Origin of the sequence: Pedobacter sp. WC2423 (assembly GCF_040822065.1) — a bacterium.
In the GTDB taxonomy this organism is placed as follows: domain Bacteria; phylum Bacteroidota; class Bacteroidia; order Sphingobacteriales; family Sphingobacteriaceae; genus Pedobacter.
Genome location: NZ_CP162005.1, coordinates 1,723,885 through 1,743,568, shown reverse-complemented (window position 1 = coordinate 1,743,568; position 19,684 = coordinate 1,723,885). Strand labels below are relative to the sequence as shown.

The window sequence follows — 19,684 nt, the reverse complement described above, 5'->3', positions numbered from 1 at the left end:
TCACGCTATAAGCCCAATCATATGAAGCAATTAATTTTTACTGCAATAAAAAAACGCTGGCTCTTTGCAGCTCTTTTTGTACTCCTGGCTGTATTCGGATTTTACTCCTGGAAACAACTTTCCATAGAAGCGTATCCGGATATTGCTGATGTAACTTCTCAGGTGGTTACCCAGGTGCCAGGCCTGGCTGCTGAAGAAGTAGAACAGCAAATTTCTATTCCTGTAGAGCGTGCACTCAACGGTTTACCCGGTATGCATGTGATGCGCAGCCGGAGTTTATTCGGTTTGTCGCTTATCACTATGGTCTTTGATGATGGTGTCGATGATTACTGGGCCAGACAGAGAATCCAGGAAAGGTTAACTGGTCTGAGTCTTCCTTTTGGGGCAACACCGGGACTTGATCCGCTGACCTCTCCGACCGGAGAAATCTACCGGTATATTATAGAAAGCAAAAATCATGATTTAAGGAAACTTACTGATTTACAGAACTGGACAATTATACCAAAGATTAAACAAGTACAGGGTGTGGCAGATGTGGCCAATTTTGGCGGGATCACCACACAGTACCAAATGGAGATTGATCCGGATAAATTAGTGCAATACCAGGTAGCACTTGCTGATGTGCAAACTGCCATCAGTAATAATAACGCCAATGCGGGGGGAAGTATTTTAAACCGCGGAGAACAGGGTTATGTAGTTCGGGGGATAGGTCTGGTTAAAGACTTGGCTGCCCTGGGTGATGTGGTTGTTAAATCTGTCAATGGTGTACCAGTATTTGTAAAAGATCTGGGCGAACTGAAATATGGTACACTGGAACGTAAAGGGGTATTGGGTTATACGGATCGCAAGGTGAATTATTCTGATGGGATTGCAGGAATTGTAGTGATGCTGAAAGGACAAAATCCTTCAGTAGTACTTGATGGAATTCATCAGGCGGTAGCAGAGCTGAACCATGGTATTTTACCTGAAGGAGTAACTATCCGTGCTTATCTGGACAGGACAAACTTAATCAATACCACGCTTGATACGGTTTCTCATACGCTTTTAGAGGGAATGGGGCTGGTTATCGTAGTATTAATTGTTTTCCTGGGAAGTTGGAGAGGTGCATTAATTGTCGCCATTACGATTCCTGTTGCTTTACTGGTTGCATTTATCCTGATGCACTTTACGAAGATTCCGGCAAACCTGCTTTCTTTGGGAGCCATAGATTTTGGGATTATTGTGGATGGTGCGATTGTGATGCTGGAAACCATCCTGAAAAAAAGGGAAGATCATCCTGATCAGGAATTAGAAGAGGTTTCTATTAGTCAGAGCGCTTTAAGCGTTGCCAAGCCTGTTTTATTTTCGACGATTATCATTATTACCGCTTACCTGCCTTTGTTCTCTTTTGAAAGAGTAGAGAAAAAACTATTTACACCCATGGCTTTTACTGTAGGTTATGCTTTGCTGGGTGCACTGGCTGTTGCATTGCTATTGATACCGGGACTTGCTTATGCTGTTTATAAGAAACCAGGCAAAATCTATCACAATATGTGGCTGGAAAAACTGACTGCATGGTATGAAAGGCGCTTGAGTAAGATCATGGACAAGCCAAAAAAGGTATTTATGCCTTTAGTTTTAGTGTTGATCAGCGCTATTGTCCTGTCTGTTATCGTTGGAAAAGACTTTTTACCACCATTAGATGAAGGTTCGATCTGGTTACAAGTATCGTTGCCTCCCGGGGTTACTTTAGAGAAGTCAAGAGAGATGAGTGATGCGCTTAGATCAGCAACCATGAAACACCCTGAAATCACTTATGTGAATGTCCAGGCAGGTCGTAATGACCAGGGAACGGATTATTTCACCCCTTCACATTTTGAAGTTTCCGTAGGACTAAAACCTTACAAGGAATGGGAAAGCGGCCGGAATAAAGCCGCTCTGGTTGAAGATTTGTCCAGAGAATATGCTGCTATGCCAGGTTATTCAGTAGCTTTTACGCAGCCAATGATTGACGGGGTAATGGACAAAATTTCGGGTGCACACAGTGAATTGGTAGTTAAAGTGTTTGGTAATGATTTTAAGGAAACCAGGAGAATTACTGAAAATGTGGTTTCTACTTTAAGAACAGTAAAAGGAGCTGTCGATATTGCAATTGATCAGGAACCTCCTCTGCCACAATTACAAATCAGGATAAACAGAGATGCTGTAGCCAAATACGGGCTGAATATTAGTGATGTAGCCGAACTGGTTGAAGTTGCTATAGGTGGTAAAGCGGTTTCACAGCTCTTTTCGGGCGACAGAGTTTATGATGTGATTTGCCGTTATAAAGAAAAAAGCCGGGATACACCTGAAAAAATAGGGAACCTGATGCTAACTTCATCAACGGGAGCAAAGATTCCTTTATCACAGATTGCTGAAGTGAAAACTGATCTGGGCGAAAGCTCTATTTCCAGGGAAATGAACCGCAGACAGCTGACTGTCAGGTTAAACTTAAGAGGAGCAGATTTAAGTTCATTTTTGAAAGATGCACAGGCAAAGATTACACAGCAGGTTAAATATGATCATGAAAAGTATAAAATAGAGTGGGGCGGCCAGTTTGAAAATCAAAACCGTGCTTACGCTAAACTAGGAGTTGTTGTGCCTTTAGCCTTAGCCATTATGTTTTTATTACTTTATGGCGCGTTTGGAAAGTTCAGACAGGCAGGTTTGATTTTAAGCATTGTTCCGCTCGCTTTATTTGGTGGGATGTTAGCTTTGAATATCAGAGGAATGACACTGAATGTTTCTTCAGCAGTAGGTTTTATCGCACTATTTGGTGTCGCTATTCAAAATGGTGTGATTCTGATTTCCCATATCAACGAATTGCGTAAAAAAGGATATGATTTACTCCAGGCAGTTTTAGCTGGTGCAAAACATCGCTTCCGGCCTGTTCTGATGACTGCAACAGTAGCGGCATTAGGTCTTTTGCCTGCTTCTTTAGCTACAGGTATAGGCTCTGACGTTCAAAGACCACTGGCTACAGTGATCGTTTATGGCTTGTTTGCTGCAACAGCAATTACATTGTTCGTTTTACCAGCACTTTATTATCTGCTGGAAAGTAAATGGGGCAAGAATGATTTTAAACCATCGGAAGTGGCTGGTTAATAAATCGATTGGAAACATTCAATCAATAAATCCATTGGAAAATTAATTCAATACTAAATGAAATTTACGAAATACATTTTGTCCTTATGTCTGCTCACAGGCATAGTCATGAATGGACAAGCACAGGTAGATACCCTGTCTTTAAAATCAAAAATATCTATGCTTCAGTTCTTAAACCGTGTAGGCAAAGAAAACCTGGGTTATGCAGCAGAAAAGTACAATGTAAATATTGCAGAGGCCGGGATTGAAACAGCGAAGATCTTTCCTGATCCTGAATTTTCAGCAGGTGTATTTGATAACCAGCAAGTTAAATTGAAACTGGGGCAGGGGGTAACACTCGGGCTGGGAACGACCATTGAATTGGGCGGTAAAAGAAAGGCCCGGATTAGCCTTGCGCAAAGTATGACTGAATTAAATAAAGCATTATTGCTTGATTATTTAAGGAATCTGAGAGCTGATGCTGCTCTGGCTTATTATACTGCAATTCAACAGTACGAATTATTGCAGGTGCAACATTATTCTTATCAAATGATGAAACAACTGGCAGACGCAGATGCGATCCGTTATAAACTGGGTGCAATTACAGAAACAGATGCAAGACAATCCAAACTGGAAGCCAGCAATTTGCAAAATACTGTTTATCAGACTGAAGCAGACTGGAAAAATTCGCTGATTAAGCTAAGTGCTTATCTTGGTAAAAAGAGTGCAGATACTTTGGTGATGCCAGATGGAGATTTTGAGCACCTTTCGCGTGATATAAACTATCAATCCTTAATCAATAATGCGCAGCTCATCAGGGCAGATGCCGTAGCAGCCTTAAACAATAAAATTGTCGCAGACAGGACCCTGGCTTTGGTAAAAGCAAACCGGAAAGTTGATTTAGGAGTAAATGCGGGGCTACAGTTTGCTGGTGTTTCAACAAATGAAATAGCGCCAACGCCTTATCACCGTACTTTTAATGCCGGATTTAGTGTTCCGTTGAAATTCTCAAATCATTATAAAGGGGATTTAAAAGCTGCTCAGTTTACGATTAAGCAGGTGGGTATTCAATATGAACAAGTTCAGCAGCAGATTCAGGTTGAAGTAACACAGGCTTATTTTAATTATACTGCGGCTCAGAAACAGGTTCAGCAATATAAAACCGGGCTGCTGAGTGAAGGGAAGAAGATTCTGACGGCTAAAATGTACAGCTATAAACGTGGGGAAACTTCTCTGCTGGAAGTTTTGAACGCGCAAAGGACGTACAATGAAGTACAACAAGGGTTTTATGAATCACAATCGAAGTATGCAGCTGCACTGATTGAATTAGAACGTGCTGCGGGGATCTGGGATATTAAATAAACCTGTTAAAAGAAATTGCTGTCGCTACACTAGCAGATGTTACGGGGTTAAAGATGGTTACCGATCAGCTTTTCAGAAATTTCCTTTTCGTTTGACGAAGATTTAACCAGGTGATTCTGCAAATGCAGTAATGCAGGATTCGGATTCTCTTTTCTATTGAGCATAATCAGCGGAACAGCTTCTTCTGTGTTTTCCAGTGGGATGAATTTTAGTTGCAATGCATATCCCTTTGCTACATTTTCAGGTAAAAGTGAAATGCCAAAACCACTTTCCACTAATCTTAATACCGAATTTAGCTGAGAAGCATGATGTGAGATTTGTGGTGTAAACCCTGCATTTGAACATAAAACTAAAAAACTATCAAATATAGTAGGGCCACATTCGCGCGTGAATGTGATAAATTGTTCATTCGCCAGTTCATGAACAGAGATCTTATTTTTTGAGGATAGTGAATGTGCTACGGGTAAAACAGCTACGAATTTTTCTGAGACAATCAGTTTTTCTTCTAGTTTTTCAGGATGCAGCCATGTTCTTACAAAAGCGGCATCCAGCGTACCATTATTTAATTCATGGACTAATTTATGGTTAGGTAATTCCTCAAATTGTAAATTAATGTGTGGATGACTTTTTGCAAATTCTGCCAGCAACGCAGGAAGGTTACTATGCATAACTGCGCCTACATAGCCAATTCTCAGCGTACCCGTTTCTCCCTGACCATAAATAGCCAGTCGTTTCTTTACAGTTTGCATCTGCAAAATCATTTGCCTGGCATCTTGTAAAAAGTCTTGTCCGGCAGGGGTGAGTATAACGCTTCTTTTAGTCCGTTCAAAAAGTAATACACCCAGGTCATTTTCTATCAGCTGAATCATTCTGCTCAATGGAGGCTGTGAAATATGTAGCCTTTCTGCAGCCCTTCCAAAATGTAATTCTTCTGCTAAAACCAGAAAATAATTCAAATGTCTTAAATCCATAGTAATACTATTCAGGTATTAATTGGTGACAAAAATAGTATTTTAGGTATTAAAAGGTAAATGTAATTTTGTGTCTGACCTATTATTAACATGAAAAAGGTATTACTCATCCTCTTATTTATTTATTCTTTCCCTATGATGGCGCAACAAAAAGATAACCTGGTTCAGGCATTACCTTACAGCAAAGTGAAATCTGCTAAAGATTTTGTTTTCCTGTCCGGACAGATAGGCATCAATAGTACTACCGGATTACTAGTAACCAGTAGTTTCGAGGCTGAAGTACATCAGGTAATGAAAAATATTGCAAGTTTACTTCATGAAAAGGGGTTAACTTACAGTGATTTGGTGAACGTTACTATTTATTTGAAAAGCATGGACAACTATGCCATAACTAATCAAGTGTACCGTAGTTATTTTACCGGAGATTTTCCAGCCAGAGTTTGTATGGCTGTTACTGATCTTCCTGCGAAAGCAAATATTGAAATTGCGGCTACGGCATTGAACCAAATTAACTCTTCTGCTGAAAACAAACAATTGATCAGGCGGTTCCTGGAGGAAGTACGTTCGGGTAAAAATCCTGATCGCGCCGGCTTATATATGGCTGATACTTTACTGGCGCATCAGCTGAATGCAGAGGCAGAAACAACGGTCACAAGAACACCGCAGAATTATGCTGAACACGTAAAAGAATTTCTGACTTTATACGGGAATTTTCATTTTGAAATCACTGAAATTATAGCAGAAGGTGACCGCGTTTATGTCCGGTGGAAACAAACTGGCAAACATTTAGCAACAATTGATGGGCATCCGGCAACGGGAAAACCAATAATTGAAATTGCAAGTGCAGTTTACAGGCTTGAAAATGGAAAGATTAAGGAGTATTGGATTCAGATTGACAGACTAGGATTCGAAAAACAATTATAACCTGGAGATTGTAAAATAAACCGTGTTTCTAAGTTAATAATTAACGAGTTGACATGGTTTATTTTACATAACCAGGTTGAATCCTTTTACTGATTGGAGAATCCTTTTTTACTGATTAAAGTAATTGTAATTTCTGATCAATCCATCATAATCGCTATCTAGTCCTTCGATATCACTGCTGCTCAGCCTGCCATTTTCTCCGGCATTACGCAATGTCTTTTTAGTATGCAATAAAAGATTGTGGAAGCTATCATAAAAGTTTTTGTAGTTACCCTCTTTGTTTGCTTTTTTTGCGTTTTCCATATTCAGTCCGGCGTTTTTAGCCTGTGCAATTTCTAAGGCAGCAAACCCTGCTTGTGCCTGAGCACTGATCTTTGTATAACTATTTGCATTATCTGATAACAAATCAACAAAATTACGGATATTCTTCATATCAGTTTTCATCGCAATAATATATTCTTTAAGCGGACTGTCTTTCAATACAACGATTTCTGCGGCATCAGCGATCTCGTTCACTTTTTTCATGAGCACAATTTTTTCAGTATATAGTTTTTGAACGGTGCCTCTGATGGTATCAATTAAAGCATAACCTTTAGCTCCTTTATCATCTTTATAATCCTGAGCGGTCAGATAATCTCTTAACTGCTTATAGTCAGTATTCATTTTTTCAAACTTCGCATTGTACTGTGTTACCTGAGTTTTAAAATAAGCCTGATTCTCTTTTCCAAGTTCAGGAACTGGATTTTCTATGGTTATACCGTTCATATTGTTAACGGTAAACTTGGTTAAATGAGGATGAATAATTCTAAGGAAACCAAATTTGTCATCTGGATTTTTTAAGGCACTTTCGATTTTTTCCGTGTTTCCAAGAATATCTTTTAAATAAGCGTTATGGCTGTTAGCCATATCCACAACAAGGTTTGTATACTCAATAACGCGGCTTGCTGTATCTGCTGATCCTGGGCTGGCCGATGCTGATGCGGTTTGCTGCGGGTCTTTCTCTTTTTTCTTCTTGTCTTTACAAGAAACAGCTGTAAGGAGTAATACTACACAACAGGAAATATAAATGATAGTTTTTTTCATAGGGTAAAGCTTGATTAATGGCAAGGTAAAGATATTTTTTTATAACAATAAATAACAGATGGGACTCATGGGGTCAAAAAACAAAAAGACAAAATTTGATGCTTGATTAGTAAAACGTTTTGACTTATGTGCGCCCGATATACAATTGCGTGTTCGATATACCCTGAAAAAGTATTGTATTTCATTATCACTTGCGATGTGTGACGCCAGATATTATAGTATTCCAGTTTAATTATTAAATTATAATTATTATTATAGCATCCTTAGGCTTGATTCTTCAGCATCATATTTAAAAGATTCAACATTGGATTGTCCCAATTTGGCAGTACAGATGCTGAATGTGTAAATTATGTGATTTATGATAAATAAATTATCCTTTTTGTAATTTGTAATTGTATTTTTATGTGGCTTTTGTGTAGTTTTGAAGAAGTATTTTTAATTTAAACCAATAATTTATGAAGACTAAAAATATAATATTCACGGGTAAAAATGTCATTAAACACACATATGGAAGTTAATATAGATACTAGAGATCCACGGTTCAGCGGACTCAGCATTGGTACTGGAACGGTTCGCTACTCAGATCTTAGCTATTTGATTACCACGAACGACATTTCTATTAGCGAAGGTTACACGGGTTCGATACTGCTCTCTCTGGATTGTGGAATTTGGGGCGCTGATACTGTGCCCTGGCTTGCCTGTTCCGGAACGGTCTGCCATGTGCCGGTTGAGCGTTACTTAATGCTCGGAACCGACGGATCGGTAGAAGCCAGCGGCGGCGGCACTGTAATAAATGAGGCCATCGCCAACTGCGGAATAGACCCGAGAAAGCGCGGCCCTCTTCGTGAAGTCCGCGGTATTGCAAAAGGTACAGGTAGAGCTTATGCTGTAGGAACCTGCCGGCAGGCTTATGTTCGTGATGATGAGGATCAGTGGAGATGCATTGACCAGAGCGCCCAGGTTGGTGATACGCCGATCACCGACACCAGTTTCGAGTCTATCGATGGGTTCAGCGAAGAGGAAATTTATACGGTCGGTTGGGAAGGCGAAATCTGGAAGTATGATGGTTCCCTGTTCAGCCAGCAGAACAGTCCGACCGAGCTGGCGCTCTACAAAGTTCGCTGTGCGCCGGACGGATTTGTTTATGCGTGTGGTCAGCTTGGGACCTTGCTCCGGGGACGCGATGATCAATGGGAAATAATAAAGCATGAAAGCACCGAAGAAGACCTCTGGGGTATGGAGGTTTTCGATGGACAGTTATATGTGTCTTCTACCAGTTTCGTCTATCGGCTGGAGGATGGTAAGCTCAATCCTGTTGATTTCGGGGATGATATTCCACGCACATGTTATCACCTGAGCGCAGCTGACGGGATCATGTGGTCCATAGGGTCCAAGGATGTAATGGAGTTTGATGGTTCGAACTGGAAGCGGGTATTGCGAATTGACTAAGCCGGGATTCCGTAGGCTTAAGCCAGATTATCAAATAATAAAAAAATAAATTGGCCTATTGAAATTCGGAGAAAATTAAAAGAATGGGATTTATGATAAAGCATAGATCCCATTTTTGTTATTTTAAACCAGGCAAGGGTAAATAAGAAAATTTAACAAATCAGTTCAATTATTATAACAATACACATCGAAATCAACACGAAATAAAAAACCGGAATGCCAGTCCCGGACCTTAACTTTGCGATCATCTTTAATAACCGCTCAACAATGTATCAGTCACTAAGGGAACATATAGAAAAAATTATATCACTTAGCGAGGATGAGTTTGCTTTTGTGTGTACTCATTTTAGTATTAAAAAGTTCAAAAAACATCAATTTCTGGTTCAGGAAGGGGAAGAGGTAAAGTATTCTTACTTTGTCATTTCCGGACTTCTGAAGTTGGTCCATACTGATGAAACAGGGAAGCAGCGTGTTGTTTCTTTTGCGATGGAAGATTGGTGGGAAAGTGATTATTATGCGTATTTCACTCAGACTAAAGCGACCATGTCGTTAGAGTGCATTGAAGATACGGAAACCTTATGCCTTTTACTTGAAGACTATAAAAAGCTATGTGATAGTTTGCCAAAAATGCAGCGGTTTTTCCTTGAAAAAGCGAATTTTGGTTTTATAGGATCGCAACGACGTATTATATCCTGGCTGACCTCTAATTCCAAAGAGCGTTATGAACAGTTAATTAAACAATACCCCTCACTTATTCAGCGTGTACCCAAGAGCCTTCTTGCTGCCTATCTGGGCGTTTCGCGCGAAACCTTAAGCAGGTTATCTCCTTAGTGTGACATTTCTCACTTTTTAATTGTGAGGTTTGTCAAGAGCCCATTTCAGGTCTTATGAAGAGCTTTGCAGTACAAATTTTAAACTGCAATCTTAAAGATAAGCAATAAGACAAATCAAATGGAAAAAAGAAGTATTAATCCCTGGAAATGGCAGGATGAACGCAGTTATGTACAAGCTGTTGAAGTGAAAAATGTAGAGAGTACGCTTTATGTTTCAGGACAGACTGCGATCAGCGCTGATGGAATATCCAGTAATGAAGACATGAAGTCTCAATTAATTCTGGCTTTACAAAATCTGGAAAAGGTTATTGGTGAAGCCGGATATGAATGCAAGGGGATAGCCCGTTTAAATATATACACCACTGCGACAGCAGAGCTTTGGCCACATTTTGATATTTTTCAAGCCTGGATAGCTAAACATGAAGTTAAACCTGCACTCACTTTACTGGAAGTGAAAAGCCTTTTTGAAACTTTAAAGGTTGAACTGGAGGCTACAGTTGTAAAATAAGTAATCAATGTTATAAAAAATCCGGATCATCATTTAGAAAGATCCGGCTTTTTTAGCAAATGATAATGTTGTATAGGTTTAACTATTTGTTATCATATGCATAACTGATCATCCATTGAACGCCAAACTTATCATTAAACATTCCGAAGAAATCACCCCAGAAAGCTTTTGCGAGTGGCATGGTCACTACGCCTCCTGCGGAAAGCCCGTTGAATAATTTTGTAGCTTCTTCTTCACTGTCTGCTTTGATGGCAATATAAGCATGGTCACCTTTGTTGACCGGCCCATAACACGCTGGTCTGTCACTACCCATCAAAAAACTTCCACCACCAATTGGTAAGGAAATATGCATAATCTTATTGATTTCGCTTTGATCAGGCCGGTATTCTTCTGGCATAGTATCAAATCTGGAAACCATTTCGAATTCACCGCCAAATACGGACTTATAGAAATTAAATACTTCTTCGGTATTACCATCAAAGTTTAAATAAGGGTTGACTGCTGCCATGGTTTATGATTTTAGATTATAAGTTTTGTTTGTTTTGAATTGTTGTATAACAAATGTAAAAGCATTTTAATGTTTTGATAGGGTATGAATTAGCCAATCTTAGTGGTTGTTTGCGACTAAGAAATCAGGTATATTATACTTGGATTAATAATAATTACCGGGATGGAATTGATTGGTTTTTTTTAAAGCTACCGACCCTCATCTATAGAAATAGTTAATGAATAGTTATATAAAATGTGGTAAATAAAAACAATGTTTTTATAGGCTGAGTTGTGTGTTTTCTGTTACCTTGTACTCAAAAAATAGCCATGAGAAAAGTTGTTGCCGCGTTCCTGATGATAACTGGTATTGCCTTTTCAGCTTTTAGCCAGCCGGCAACTGTGTCTGCTGAACTTGAACAAGCTTACCGGGCTTCTTATCAATTGTTTATGGATGCTTATAAACAGAAGGATTATGTTACAGCGGAGACAGAACTTATTAAATTTCGTAACAAATTTATAGGTATGCCTGCGAGTATACAGCGTAATTATCCTGGTGTGATAGCTAATCAATATTATTGTCTTTCTTGTGTAAATGCCCTGAATGGCAATAAAAATAAAGCAATACTATATTTAGATAGTGCTGCCCGCAATGGTTACAGTAATTATAAAAATATGCTGACGGATACCGATCTGAATGGTTTGCGTGAGGAAAAGCGATTCAAAATAATATTACAGCAAATCAGAGAAAAAGGGGATTACGGTTATATTCTTCAAAAGTCTGGTGCTTATAATCGTAAAGATAAAAGGGTAGCGGTGAAATTTACTTATCAGGATTCGAATGCACCCGAGCTGGTTAAATTCAGAAAGCAATATAAACTGGATTCTGTAGGTGGAAATGGAGATGAAATCAGCAGGTTTAAAAATTTACTGTTGTGGGTACATCATGTGGTGAGCCATGATGGCAATTCTAATAATCCAATCCATAAAAATGCGGTTGATTTAATAGATATCTGCAAAAAAGAAAATAGAGGAGTGAATTGCAGAATGATGGCGACTGTGCTGAGAGATACCTACCAGGCTATGGGGTTTAAATCCAGAACGGTTACCTGCATGCCAAAGGACACTGCTGATTTTGATTGCCATGTTATCACAGTGGTCTGGTCTGAAACTAAAAATAAGTGGTTATGGATGGATCCTACGTTTAATGCTTATGTAAGTGATGCTAAAGGCACCCTGTTAAATGTAGAAGAAGTAAGAGCGAAACTGATCACAGGAGAGCCATTGGTTTTAAATGAGGATGCGAATTGGAATAACAAAACTAAGAAAACCAAAGAAGATTATCTGGATTATTACATGTCCAAGAACTTGTACTGGATCAATTGTGATGTTAAAAACGAATGGGATGTGGAGACCCGGGGAATTGGAAAACCGCTTCTGGAGATTGTCCATTTATATCCGGGTGGATTTACCAGGATTAAAGGAAATAAAGTGATTAGTAAAAGTGACATTACTTATGCAACTAATAATGTTGCTGATTTTTGGGCTAAACCGGGCAGCTAAATAAGCTTACTGTAATTATTTGATATTTGCAATAATCTGTTTGATTGGAGCAAATTTTCAGGTCTATGTAAAAGCTCATTGATAAACGGAGCTTTTACATAGGCAAATGGATCGGGACTGCCTAATTTTATGGATTTTGAACTGCTGATTTCAGAGATAGCTCCAGCACGATTCCTCCGGGAAAATTTGCAGCCCATACCGGATCTGTTGATAACAATTTGCTTTCATAATCCAGCAGGTTTGCTATGAAAATTATTTCTTCTGCACTATAAATATGGTCAGTAGAAATGAATTCCACGGTTTCAGTGCTGCCAGCTGATTGAATGTTAAAGGTTATGGGAACCTCCGCAGTATGACTGTAATGATCCCATTTAATTTTACCGCTTGGCCAGGCGTAACTGACCTGTTCTCCTTCGGAATTCTGAACTTTCTGATACTGCACTACAGGATTTGCGATATATTCCATTGTATAAAAAACATCATGTAACTCTATGAATATTTTTCCTTTATCAGTTAATAGTGGTTTGAGATGAAAGAGTAACTCAAATACTTTTTGAAGCGGTATCGCACTAAATGCACTGTATAAACAAGCTATACAATCAAATTTAACGTTGCCAGTATTATTTAAAATGGATTCGGGCAGATATCCAACAATATACTGGTCGGGTTTTAGAAATCCCTGCGATATGGCCAGCTCCTTCATTTCCTGACTTGAATCTGCAGCCCAAACGTCTATATTACCTTTTTTAAAGGCCTCTATGCTGTGCAGAGATTGTCCGGCAAAGAGTTCAATAAATGACTGGCATGGATTATCTGGTTGATAGGTCTGGAGTATAAGTTCCAGCTGACTTTTGAAATCTCTGTTGTTAGTTACTGCCGCATAAGAACTTGCATAGTGCTTATAGAGTTTATTTGTCATTAGCGGCAGATTTTAGGAGGTCTTTACGAATAGATAATTGCAGAATAACCGAATTTGGATAAAGATTTGCCCAGGCAGGATGTTCTGTGTAGATCATAGACTCCAAGCCCACAAGATTTGCCAGAAACACGATATGTTCCGCACAATACATGTTGTCATAATGAGTAAATTCTATAGTATCTGTGCGTTGTGGGGTTTGGATTAAGAATTGAACCGGAATTTCTGCACGGTAGGTATAACGATCCCATCTTATTTTACCGCTCGGCCATGCATATTTAATGAGTTCACCCTTGGAATTTTCTATTTCTGTATAATGGACCTGTTGGTTTGAAAGGTATTCTGTCATTAAAAAGATATCGTGCATTTCGACAAACATTTTGCCGTTATCGGTTAATTTATCTTTACAATTTTTAAGCAGCATAAATACATCTTCCATATTCAGATTACTTAAGCCATTATACAGACAGGTAATACAATCGAATTTCGTTTCATCAATACTTAACATAGCGTCCGGAAGATCTGCCACGATATATTTTTTGGGGTTCTGAAATCCTTCAGCAATTGCAAGGCGCTTCATATCCATACTTGAATCTATAGCCCAAACATCAATACCATGCTGTTTTTGCGCCTCTATGCTGTGTAATGATTGTCCAGCGAATAGTTCCAGTAAAGATTTGCATGGTTTATCTGGTTCATAAGTTGCCAGTATGACCTCTAACTGGCTTTTGAAATCTCTGTCATTGGTCACATCTGCATAATAACTTGCAAATTCCTTATATAGTTTGTCGTTCATACTGATATGGTTTAGTGTTTATTTTTAATTATAAATGCATGAGCAATTTAACGTGGATTGACAGATTTTTTTAGGGTCAGATGACCCTAAATCCCAAAACAGAGGTCATCTGATACAGAAAGTATTATAACACTTGCCATTTTCTGCCCAGACGATAACCCCATTTTTTTTCATAGTAGATATCCTGTTCCCACATCAATTGATTAAACCGCTCTGGTTTTTGTTTATTTAGTGTAGTGTGATCCAGGTGATCTACCAGAGAAGAAGTGACCAGAACATGGACTAAATTTAACGATGAAAGTAAATGTGTATAATCATGGGAGGCATGTCTGAATATAAAGTTCTCATCCAAATGGCCTATTATACTCAGCATACTGCGCTTGAAAAAAAGACACCAGCCAGAAACTTCTACACGTTCTCTATAGCCTTGCAGCAATCCAATATTTGGTTCCATACCTATTTTTGTATGATGAATAGTACACATTGGAGAAGCACTGGAAACATTCCAATAAGTATGAAAGGGTTTCAGGATTTCTGTTGCCCATTGCGGGTGAAAAAGCAGGTCATTATTACATAAACAGATATAGGGTGCTGAGGTTATTGCAATGCCAATATTCATATAGCGGTTGTAACCAAAGGGCTGATCCGGATAAACTGTCTGGCCATACTCGTATTGAAAAGGGTTTAAATCTTTTTGAGATTCAACAACGATAATGTTGAATTTGATCAGTTCAGGGTCTTCGGAGGCCATTAAAGAAGTGAGGCAGTTTTTGGTAACCTGCTTTAATTCTTCTGTTTGCGCATAACTTAAAATAACAATATCAATTTCCGTAATTTTTGATGTCATAGTTTATGAATTAAGTTTAACCAAACCATTAGCGTTAAACTATTTTCTAAATTATGACAATCCTAATGAATAATTTAGGGTCAATAGTCCCAATTTACTGCGGGATTACTTTACAATCTCAAGCTTGACTGGCCCTTTTAAGCCTGAGGGTTGCAATTTTACTGTGGCATCATACCAGTCATAGTAAGTTGAGGTTGTTCTTTCATTTTCAGGTAATTGATGATCACCGATCAGCCTGTTGATCCAGTTGTTAACTACTTTGATCTCCAGTTCGTTTATCCCAGGTTTTAGTGCTTTGGTTATATCAATTTTGTAAGGAGCAGTCCATAACCCGCCAACAGCTATTCCATTAACTTTAACTTTTGCAATAGCTATCACATTGCCCAGGTCCAATAATACACGTTCTTCATTTTTAACTTTTGATAGTTTAAAAGTATGATGGTAGTAAGCGGGGCCGGAATAATATTTTATAAGTGCATCTTTATTTTGTGTCCAGTCTTCCAATTGTTTAAATACAACAGGTTGAGAGGGGCCATGCAGGTTCGCATCGAAGTTCACCAGCCACGGGCCTGTGACCGGTATGCTCCTGAACGGTCCCGGATAGTTGAAGTAGTTGTTTTTTTTAGTGTTTCCATCTTTTCTGAAAATGATGAAAGCACTCTCGTAAGGAGCTAATTTTATGGGTACGCTGGTGGACTCAGCAGTCTGGGTATATTCAGGCAGGTCACGTATCTTACCTGTAGTGGCATCCCATAATTCAGGGGTTTTCCCCGAAACACGAAATTCCGGATTGAACTGTATGGATTTGTTTTTTTGATTGGAGAGGAAATAAATTGAGCCATCCTTTAATGTCCTGTGTATAAAAAGTACAGAATCATTGATCGCTGTTTTAAAATCAGGAATAGTGTTTAACAATTTTAAAGCATCTTCCAGGTTCATTCCGTCAATTACCATTCCTTTGCCGTAATGATTAACTTTAATGGTGGAACCATTGATGTTTCCCCAAAGTTCAGCAGTTAATTGCTGAATCTCCAGATCTGCTTTTCCAGGGTTTTGCAAACTTGGTGACCTGGATGGTCTGGGGCCTGAAATTACCGCACCTCTGCTCACCAGCTCTTTAAGCTTTATCAGTAATTCCGGGCGCATGCTTTCCAATTTTGGTAAAACCAGGAGCCGGTATTGCATTCCATCTGGTAAAACAAGATTACCTTCTTTTACCGTTAGCCTGGTTTTAATCACCTCTCCATTGATATAATCAAAGGCATAACCGGGTGGAAGAACTGGTTCTTGTAATCCGGTCATCTTTGGTGCATCTTCACTGATAAAATAAGCCACGTCTGCGACATACTTTCCCTGCTGCAATAGCAGATTACATCTTTTGATATATTTCAAGAAATCATCCATCTCATAAAACCAAGTATTTTTGCGGTTAAATTCTGTCCCGAAATAAGCATTTATTCCTGGAATTTTATCATCATCCGGCTGCTGGATATAAACGTGAAGCAGGGTATTGTTGATACCTTCGGTAAAAGAACGGTCGGCCCGCTGTTTTAAAGTGGCCGGATAATTCATGAAATAATTATCTGTTGTGGTAAAAGATTCGGCAGAAACTTTTGTTTTTCCATAAATATGTGCACAGGATGAAGCGGCCCTGTTTTCTATGATACCTTTAATGCCTTCATTCCAGAATTCACCACTAACTTCATCAGATTGCCCGCCGTATTGTAAAAATTCTCCGGGAAAACCATAATGGCCGTAATTCTCCAGCCAGGTAGTTAATCCATTCTGATAGCTGACTTCTCTAAGTCCACCTACGTAATTATAAGCGACTTTATCGGCTACAAGACGTCTGACATCCCATAGAAAACGGTCTGAATAATCTGCACTGCCCACAACCTTCCCCCTGAATACCGGAAGATAGGGGAGCGGATCATAACCATAAGTCAATTTAAATTCCGCGATAAACTGATCGCTCCAATTCTGGCTGCCGGTTTCATAGCTGTCTCCAACTACTATTTTCCAGGTTTTTCGGTCTTTTGCGGGAATACGGCGTATGATTTCTCCTAAAAACGCATCAAAGTGAGCAGCAATATGAATTTTACTCATTTTATCAGTTTCAAGTCCTGTTCCTTCGGGACTGGCATGTGCATTTTGAACTTGTGTAGGCGTCATTCCAATCCGTTCAATAATCCATTTTCCTGCTGGTACCTGCCAGTTCAGCGTGCCATCAGCCAGCATATACTTTGAAATATCTAAAACTTTATCAGGATCAATTATATAGGCTTTGTCTTTAATGACTGGTTGTGATGACCATTGATAGGCGGGCCAGTATACATAACCATCAGGCCACATTTTTGCCAGTGTTTTCTCCTGGTAGTCTTCTACTGAAGGTACAGACGAGAACTTAATTTCTGCAATTCCACTATTTGCTGAGTAAGCTGTAAATATCAACCGGAAATCTTTGGCAGTAGTCACAGGAATTGAAATAGCTGCAGGGCCATAAGGGATGAAGCCATTCTTTAAATTCGGATTGGTACGGTCTATGGTAAAATGTTTAATGGTTTGGTAAGTATGGTTAATCTTTACCTGTATATCTCCTTCTAGACGGGTACGTGTCTGTGCTGTATAAATGACAAGGCTGCGGGCTGTATATGGTTTTTCCATAGAAAAATCCAGTAAAAAGGGTTTTGCAGAAGGAAGAGGAAGAATGGTTTTTGGGTTATAGTCTGTTAAATTATTCAGGTCTTTCAGCGAGGGGATGGAGCTAAGCTGAGGTTTCAAATCCCGAATGTCTGTACCATAATCTTTAGGAGCGGGATAAGCAATCACTTTCACATCCTGGAAAACAGGACTAGGCTGTTCAAGTTTTTGATGGGTTAATATCGGGCCTGTAATCGCAACCTCTGAGGCATTCAGATAGCGCATAGATTGTTCTGGTTTAACCCATGGCCCTCCCGACTGGCTCCATCCCGGGCAATTAAATATACCTATTTCGATGCCCAGTCTGGTCGCTGTTTTTAATGCGGTATGGAGAACATCCCACCATGCGGTTGTAAACAGTTTTATTGGCCCCGCATTTTTTTCACCCCAGGTAACATTCGCAATAAATGCACGGTTAATTCCCACCTGCTTCATGGCTTCAAGATCTTTGATGACGCCTGCTTTGGAAATATTTCCGGATACCCAATACCAGTAAACACTGGTCTGAATACTGTCCGGAATTTGATGAAATCCCATTTCCAATGTGGCCATCTGGCCAGAAGATTCAGGTTGTGAATGTGCTTTATACGTGCTAAAAACAACCAATAACAAACACAGGAAAGTTTTGTGCGAATTGAAAACCAATTTAGTCAGCATAAGTTGTGTCTCTGCTTTATTTTTTTAGGTCATTTTTATAAATAGTTCCGCCTTTCATCACGAATGGGATTTGTTCCAGTAGGGTGACGTCCTGAAGCGGATCATCATTTAATGCAATCAAGTCGGCGTATTTGCCCTTTTTCAGGGAGCCGACTTTATTTTTCCATCCCAGCAAATCTGCTGCATTGATGGTAGCGGCTTGTATAGCCTGCATCGGGGTTAGCCCGAATTTTACCATATATTTAAACTGTTTGCCGTTCCAGCCGTGCGGATAGACACCGGCATCTGTACCAAAGGCTATTTTTACACCTGATTTAACTGCGCGCTGAAAACTTAACCGTTGCTCTTTGCCTACCAGCTTTTCTTTGTTAATAATGATTTCCGGGGTGCCGTGTTTTGCATAATCACTCAGTATATAATCGTCATTATAAATATCTGCGACCAGATAAGTGCCGTGTGTTTTCATTAGTTGTATGGCTTCATCATCAAGAAAACTGCCATGTTCTATGGAAGCTACACCAGCTTTAACGGCCATTTTTATCGCTACTGTACCATGGGCATGGGCACAGGCTTTCAGTCCCCATAAATGGGCTTCCTGAACAATTGCATTCATTTCTTCCTGTGAGAATTGAGGGGCGCCTACACTCACTTCTTCTGTGAGTACGCCTGCACTTGCGCCAAATTTGATCACTTCGGCACCGTATTTTATATTGTAACGGACTTGCGCACGTACACCTTCTACACCATTGGCCACGCCAGTCATTTGTTTTGGGCCTACCCAGTCTAAATAAGGCGAAAATCCATTCAGGTCACCATGGCTACCGGTACTGCCAATAAATAGTGTGGCAACCAGTAGTCTGGGACCGGGTATATCACCGCGGTTGATTGCATTTCTCAGAGAGACGTCAATAAATGCTGAAGCTCCTACGTCTCTGCAGGTTGTAAACCCGGCCTCTAATGTGCGTTTTGCGTAAATAGGGGCAATCATAGCAAGGTCTGCTGGTGTCCGCCTGAAAATGTCTTCGTAATAATTTTCTCCGGGCTGAAAGGTCAGGTGAGTATGACAATCAATCAATCCAGGCAGGACTGTTGCATTGCTGAGGTCTATGATTTTTGCTCCGACTGGTATAGTCAGGTCCGGGCCAATGCTTTTTATGGTGTCATGGTCAATTAAAATCAACTGATTGGTTAGTGTTGTTCCTCTTTCTACATCAATCAGGTGGCCAGCCTTAATTACTTTTACTGAATCGTTTTGCTGCTGCGCAAAGCCATTAAATGATAAAATTAGAAAAGTCAGCGTGATGATTTTTACTCGGTATTGAGTCATATATAGTCGTATTTGGTTTACCAGCAGCAATATATGAAATTCTCTGACTTGTAATCACGCTATAAATACGATAAAAAACGCTAAATTTTATTCATACTGAGCAGGGGTGCTGGCCAGTCTTCTTTTAATCTTAATTCACCAGTAATGGAACAGGATTGTT

At 39.5% G+C, this 19,684-nt stretch carries 15 protein-coding genes; 7 read left to right on the top strand and 8 right to left on the bottom strand.

The annotated features are described in order from the left end of the window. Positions 1–21 precede the first annotated feature (21 nt). Both AB3G38_RS06895 and AB3G38_RS06890 read left to right on the top strand, forming a co-directional pair. Positions 22–3,123 (top strand): efflux RND transporter permease subunit, encoded by a 3,102-nt coding sequence (locus AB3G38_RS06895; RefSeq protein ID WP_367867759.1) that lies wholly within the window; start codon positions 22–24, stop codon positions 3,121–3,123. 57 nt (positions 3,124–3,180) lie between these two features. Continuing rightward, a complete protein-coding gene (locus tag AB3G38_RS06890; protein WP_367867758.1) occupies positions 3,181–4,464 on the top strand; it encodes a TolC family protein in 1,284 nt (427 codons plus the stop codon). Positions 4,465–4,511: 47 nt separating this feature from the next. Here AB3G38_RS06890 and AB3G38_RS06885 read toward each other — a convergent pair whose 3' ends face one another. Further along, positions 4,512–5,435: a LysR family transcriptional regulator gene (locus AB3G38_RS06885; RefSeq protein ID WP_367867757.1), complete on the bottom strand. Its 924-nt coding sequence runs from the start codon at positions 5,433–5,435 to the stop codon at positions 4,512–4,514. Between the two features lie 90 nt (positions 5,436–5,525). Between AB3G38_RS06885 and AB3G38_RS06880 the strand changes: the two genes are divergently transcribed. Further along, positions 5,526–6,359, top strand: a complete 834-nt coding sequence (locus tag AB3G38_RS06880) for a Rid family detoxifying hydrolase (RefSeq protein ID WP_367867756.1) — start codon at positions 5,526–5,528, stop codon at positions 6,357–6,359. A 108-nt stretch (positions 6,360–6,467) separates the two neighbouring features. On the opposite strand, the gene AB3G38_RS06875 is transcribed toward AB3G38_RS06880, so the two are convergent. Continuing rightward, positions 6,468–7,442: a hypothetical protein gene (locus AB3G38_RS06875; RefSeq protein ID WP_367867755.1), complete on the bottom strand. Its 975-nt coding sequence runs from the start codon at positions 7,440–7,442 to the stop codon at positions 6,468–6,470. 507 nt (positions 7,443–7,949) lie between these two features. On the opposite strand from AB3G38_RS06875, the gene AB3G38_RS06870 reads away from it, so the two are divergent. The 3 genes from AB3G38_RS06870 to AB3G38_RS06860 all read left to right on the top strand — a co-directional run bounded on the left by AB3G38_RS06870 (position 7,950) and on the right by AB3G38_RS06860 (position 10,232). Then, the gene (locus AB3G38_RS06870; protein WP_367867754.1) at positions 7,950–8,891 is read left to right on the top strand and encodes a hypothetical protein; all 942 of its coding nucleotides are present in this window, start codon (positions 7,950–7,952) and stop codon (positions 8,889–8,891) included. Between the two features lie 267 nt (positions 8,892–9,158). Next, complete coding sequence (locus tag AB3G38_RS06865; protein ID WP_367867753.1) at positions 9,159–9,722, top strand: Crp/Fnr family transcriptional regulator; 564 nt, start codon at positions 9,159–9,161, stop codon at positions 9,720–9,722. 120 nt (positions 9,723–9,842) lie between these two features. After that, positions 9,843–10,232 (top strand): RidA family protein, encoded by a 390-nt coding sequence (locus AB3G38_RS06860; protein ID WP_367867752.1) that lies wholly within the window; start codon positions 9,843–9,845, stop codon positions 10,230–10,232. Between the two features lie 82 nt (positions 10,233–10,314). Here AB3G38_RS06860 and AB3G38_RS06855 read toward each other — a convergent pair whose 3' ends face one another. Further along, a complete protein-coding gene (locus AB3G38_RS06855) occupies positions 10,315–10,740 on the bottom strand; it encodes a VOC family protein (RefSeq protein WP_367867751.1) in 426 nt (141 codons plus the stop codon). 308 nt (positions 10,741–11,048) lie between these two features. Between AB3G38_RS06855 and AB3G38_RS06850 the strand changes: the two genes are divergently transcribed. Then, positions 11,049–12,281, top strand: a complete 1,233-nt coding sequence (locus AB3G38_RS06850) for a transglutaminase domain-containing protein (RefSeq protein ID WP_367867750.1) — start codon at positions 11,049–11,051, stop codon at positions 12,279–12,281. Positions 12,282–12,408: 127 nt separating this feature from the next. On the opposite strand, the gene AB3G38_RS06845 is transcribed toward AB3G38_RS06850, so the two are convergent. From AB3G38_RS06845 to AB3G38_RS06825, 5 genes are all read right to left on the bottom strand, one after another. Next, entirely contained in the window at positions 12,409–13,200 is a 792-nt protein-coding gene (locus tag AB3G38_RS06845) for a hypothetical protein (RefSeq protein ID WP_367867749.1), read from the bottom strand. After that, the gene (locus tag AB3G38_RS06840) at positions 13,190–13,993 is read right to left on the bottom strand and encodes a class I SAM-dependent methyltransferase (protein WP_367867748.1); all 804 of its coding nucleotides are present in this window, start codon (positions 13,991–13,993) and stop codon (positions 13,190–13,192) included. Before AB3G38_RS06840 ends, AB3G38_RS06845 begins: the two co-directional genes overlap by 11 nt. 124 nt (positions 13,994–14,117) lie before the next feature. Next, positions 14,118–14,840 carry a glycosyltransferase family 2 protein gene (locus AB3G38_RS06835; RefSeq protein ID WP_367867747.1) on the bottom strand — a complete coding sequence of 241 codons (723 nt, stop codon included), beginning with the start codon at positions 14,838–14,840 and terminating at the stop codon, positions 14,118–14,120. A 105-nt stretch (positions 14,841–14,945) separates the two neighbouring features. Further along, positions 14,946–18,197 (bottom strand): glycosyl hydrolase, encoded by a 3,252-nt coding sequence (locus tag AB3G38_RS06830; protein WP_367867746.1) that lies wholly within the window; start codon positions 18,195–18,197, stop codon positions 14,946–14,948. Between the two features lie 16 nt (positions 18,198–18,213). Beyond that, entirely contained in the window at positions 18,214–19,524 is a 1,311-nt protein-coding gene (locus tag AB3G38_RS06825; protein WP_367867745.1) for an amidohydrolase family protein, read from the bottom strand. Positions 19,525–19,684 lie beyond the last annotated feature (160 nt).

Excerpts from the sequence above, each read along its gene's own strand:
- AB3G38_RS06855 (WP_367867751.1), bottom strand. The coding sequence starts at position 10,740 with ATGGCAGCAGTCAACCCTTATTTAAACTTTGATGGTAATACCGAAGAA.
- AB3G38_RS06845 (WP_367867749.1), bottom strand. The coding sequence starts at position 13,200 with ATGACAAATAAACTCTATAAGCACTATGCAAGTTCTTATGCGGCAGTA.
- AB3G38_RS06890 (WP_367867758.1), top strand. The coding sequence starts at position 3,181 with ATGAAATTTACGAAATACATTTTGTCCTTATGTCTGCTCACAGGCATA.
- AB3G38_RS06880 (WP_367867756.1), top strand. The coding sequence starts at position 5,526 with ATGAAAAAGGTATTACTCATCCTCTTATTTATTTATTCTTTCCCTATG.
- AB3G38_RS06895 (WP_367867759.1), top strand. The coding sequence starts at position 22 with ATGAAGCAATTAATTTTTACTGCAATAAAAAAACGCTGGCTCTTTGCA.
- AB3G38_RS06870 (WP_367867754.1), top strand. The coding sequence starts at position 7,950 with ATGGAAGTTAATATAGATACTAGAGATCCACGGTTCAGCGGACTCAGC.
- AB3G38_RS06830 (WP_367867746.1), bottom strand. The coding sequence starts at position 18,197 with ATGCTGACTAAATTGGTTTTCAATTCGCACAAAACTTTCCTGTGTTTG.
- AB3G38_RS06850 (WP_367867750.1), top strand. The coding sequence starts at position 11,049 with ATGAGAAAAGTTGTTGCCGCGTTCCTGATGATAACTGGTATTGCCTTT.
- AB3G38_RS06825 (WP_367867745.1), bottom strand. The coding sequence starts at position 19,524 with ATGACTCAATACCGAGTAAAAATCATCACGCTGACTTTTCTAATTTTA.
- AB3G38_RS06885 (WP_367867757.1), bottom strand. The coding sequence starts at position 5,435 with ATGGATTTAAGACATTTGAATTATTTTCTGGTTTTAGCAGAAGAATTA.
- AB3G38_RS06840 (WP_367867748.1), bottom strand. The coding sequence starts at position 13,993 with ATGAACGACAAACTATATAAGGAATTTGCAAGTTATTATGCAGATGTG.
- AB3G38_RS06835 (WP_367867747.1), bottom strand. The coding sequence starts at position 14,840 with ATGACATCAAAAATTACGGAAATTGATATTGTTATTTTAAGTTATGCG.
- AB3G38_RS06875 (WP_367867755.1), bottom strand. The coding sequence starts at position 7,442 with ATGAAAAAAACTATCATTTATATTTCCTGTTGTGTAGTATTACTCCTT.
- AB3G38_RS06865 (WP_367867753.1), top strand. The coding sequence starts at position 9,159 with ATGTATCAGTCACTAAGGGAACATATAGAAAAAATTATATCACTTAGC.
- AB3G38_RS06860 (WP_367867752.1), top strand. The coding sequence starts at position 9,843 with ATGGAAAAAAGAAGTATTAATCCCTGGAAATGGCAGGATGAACGCAGT.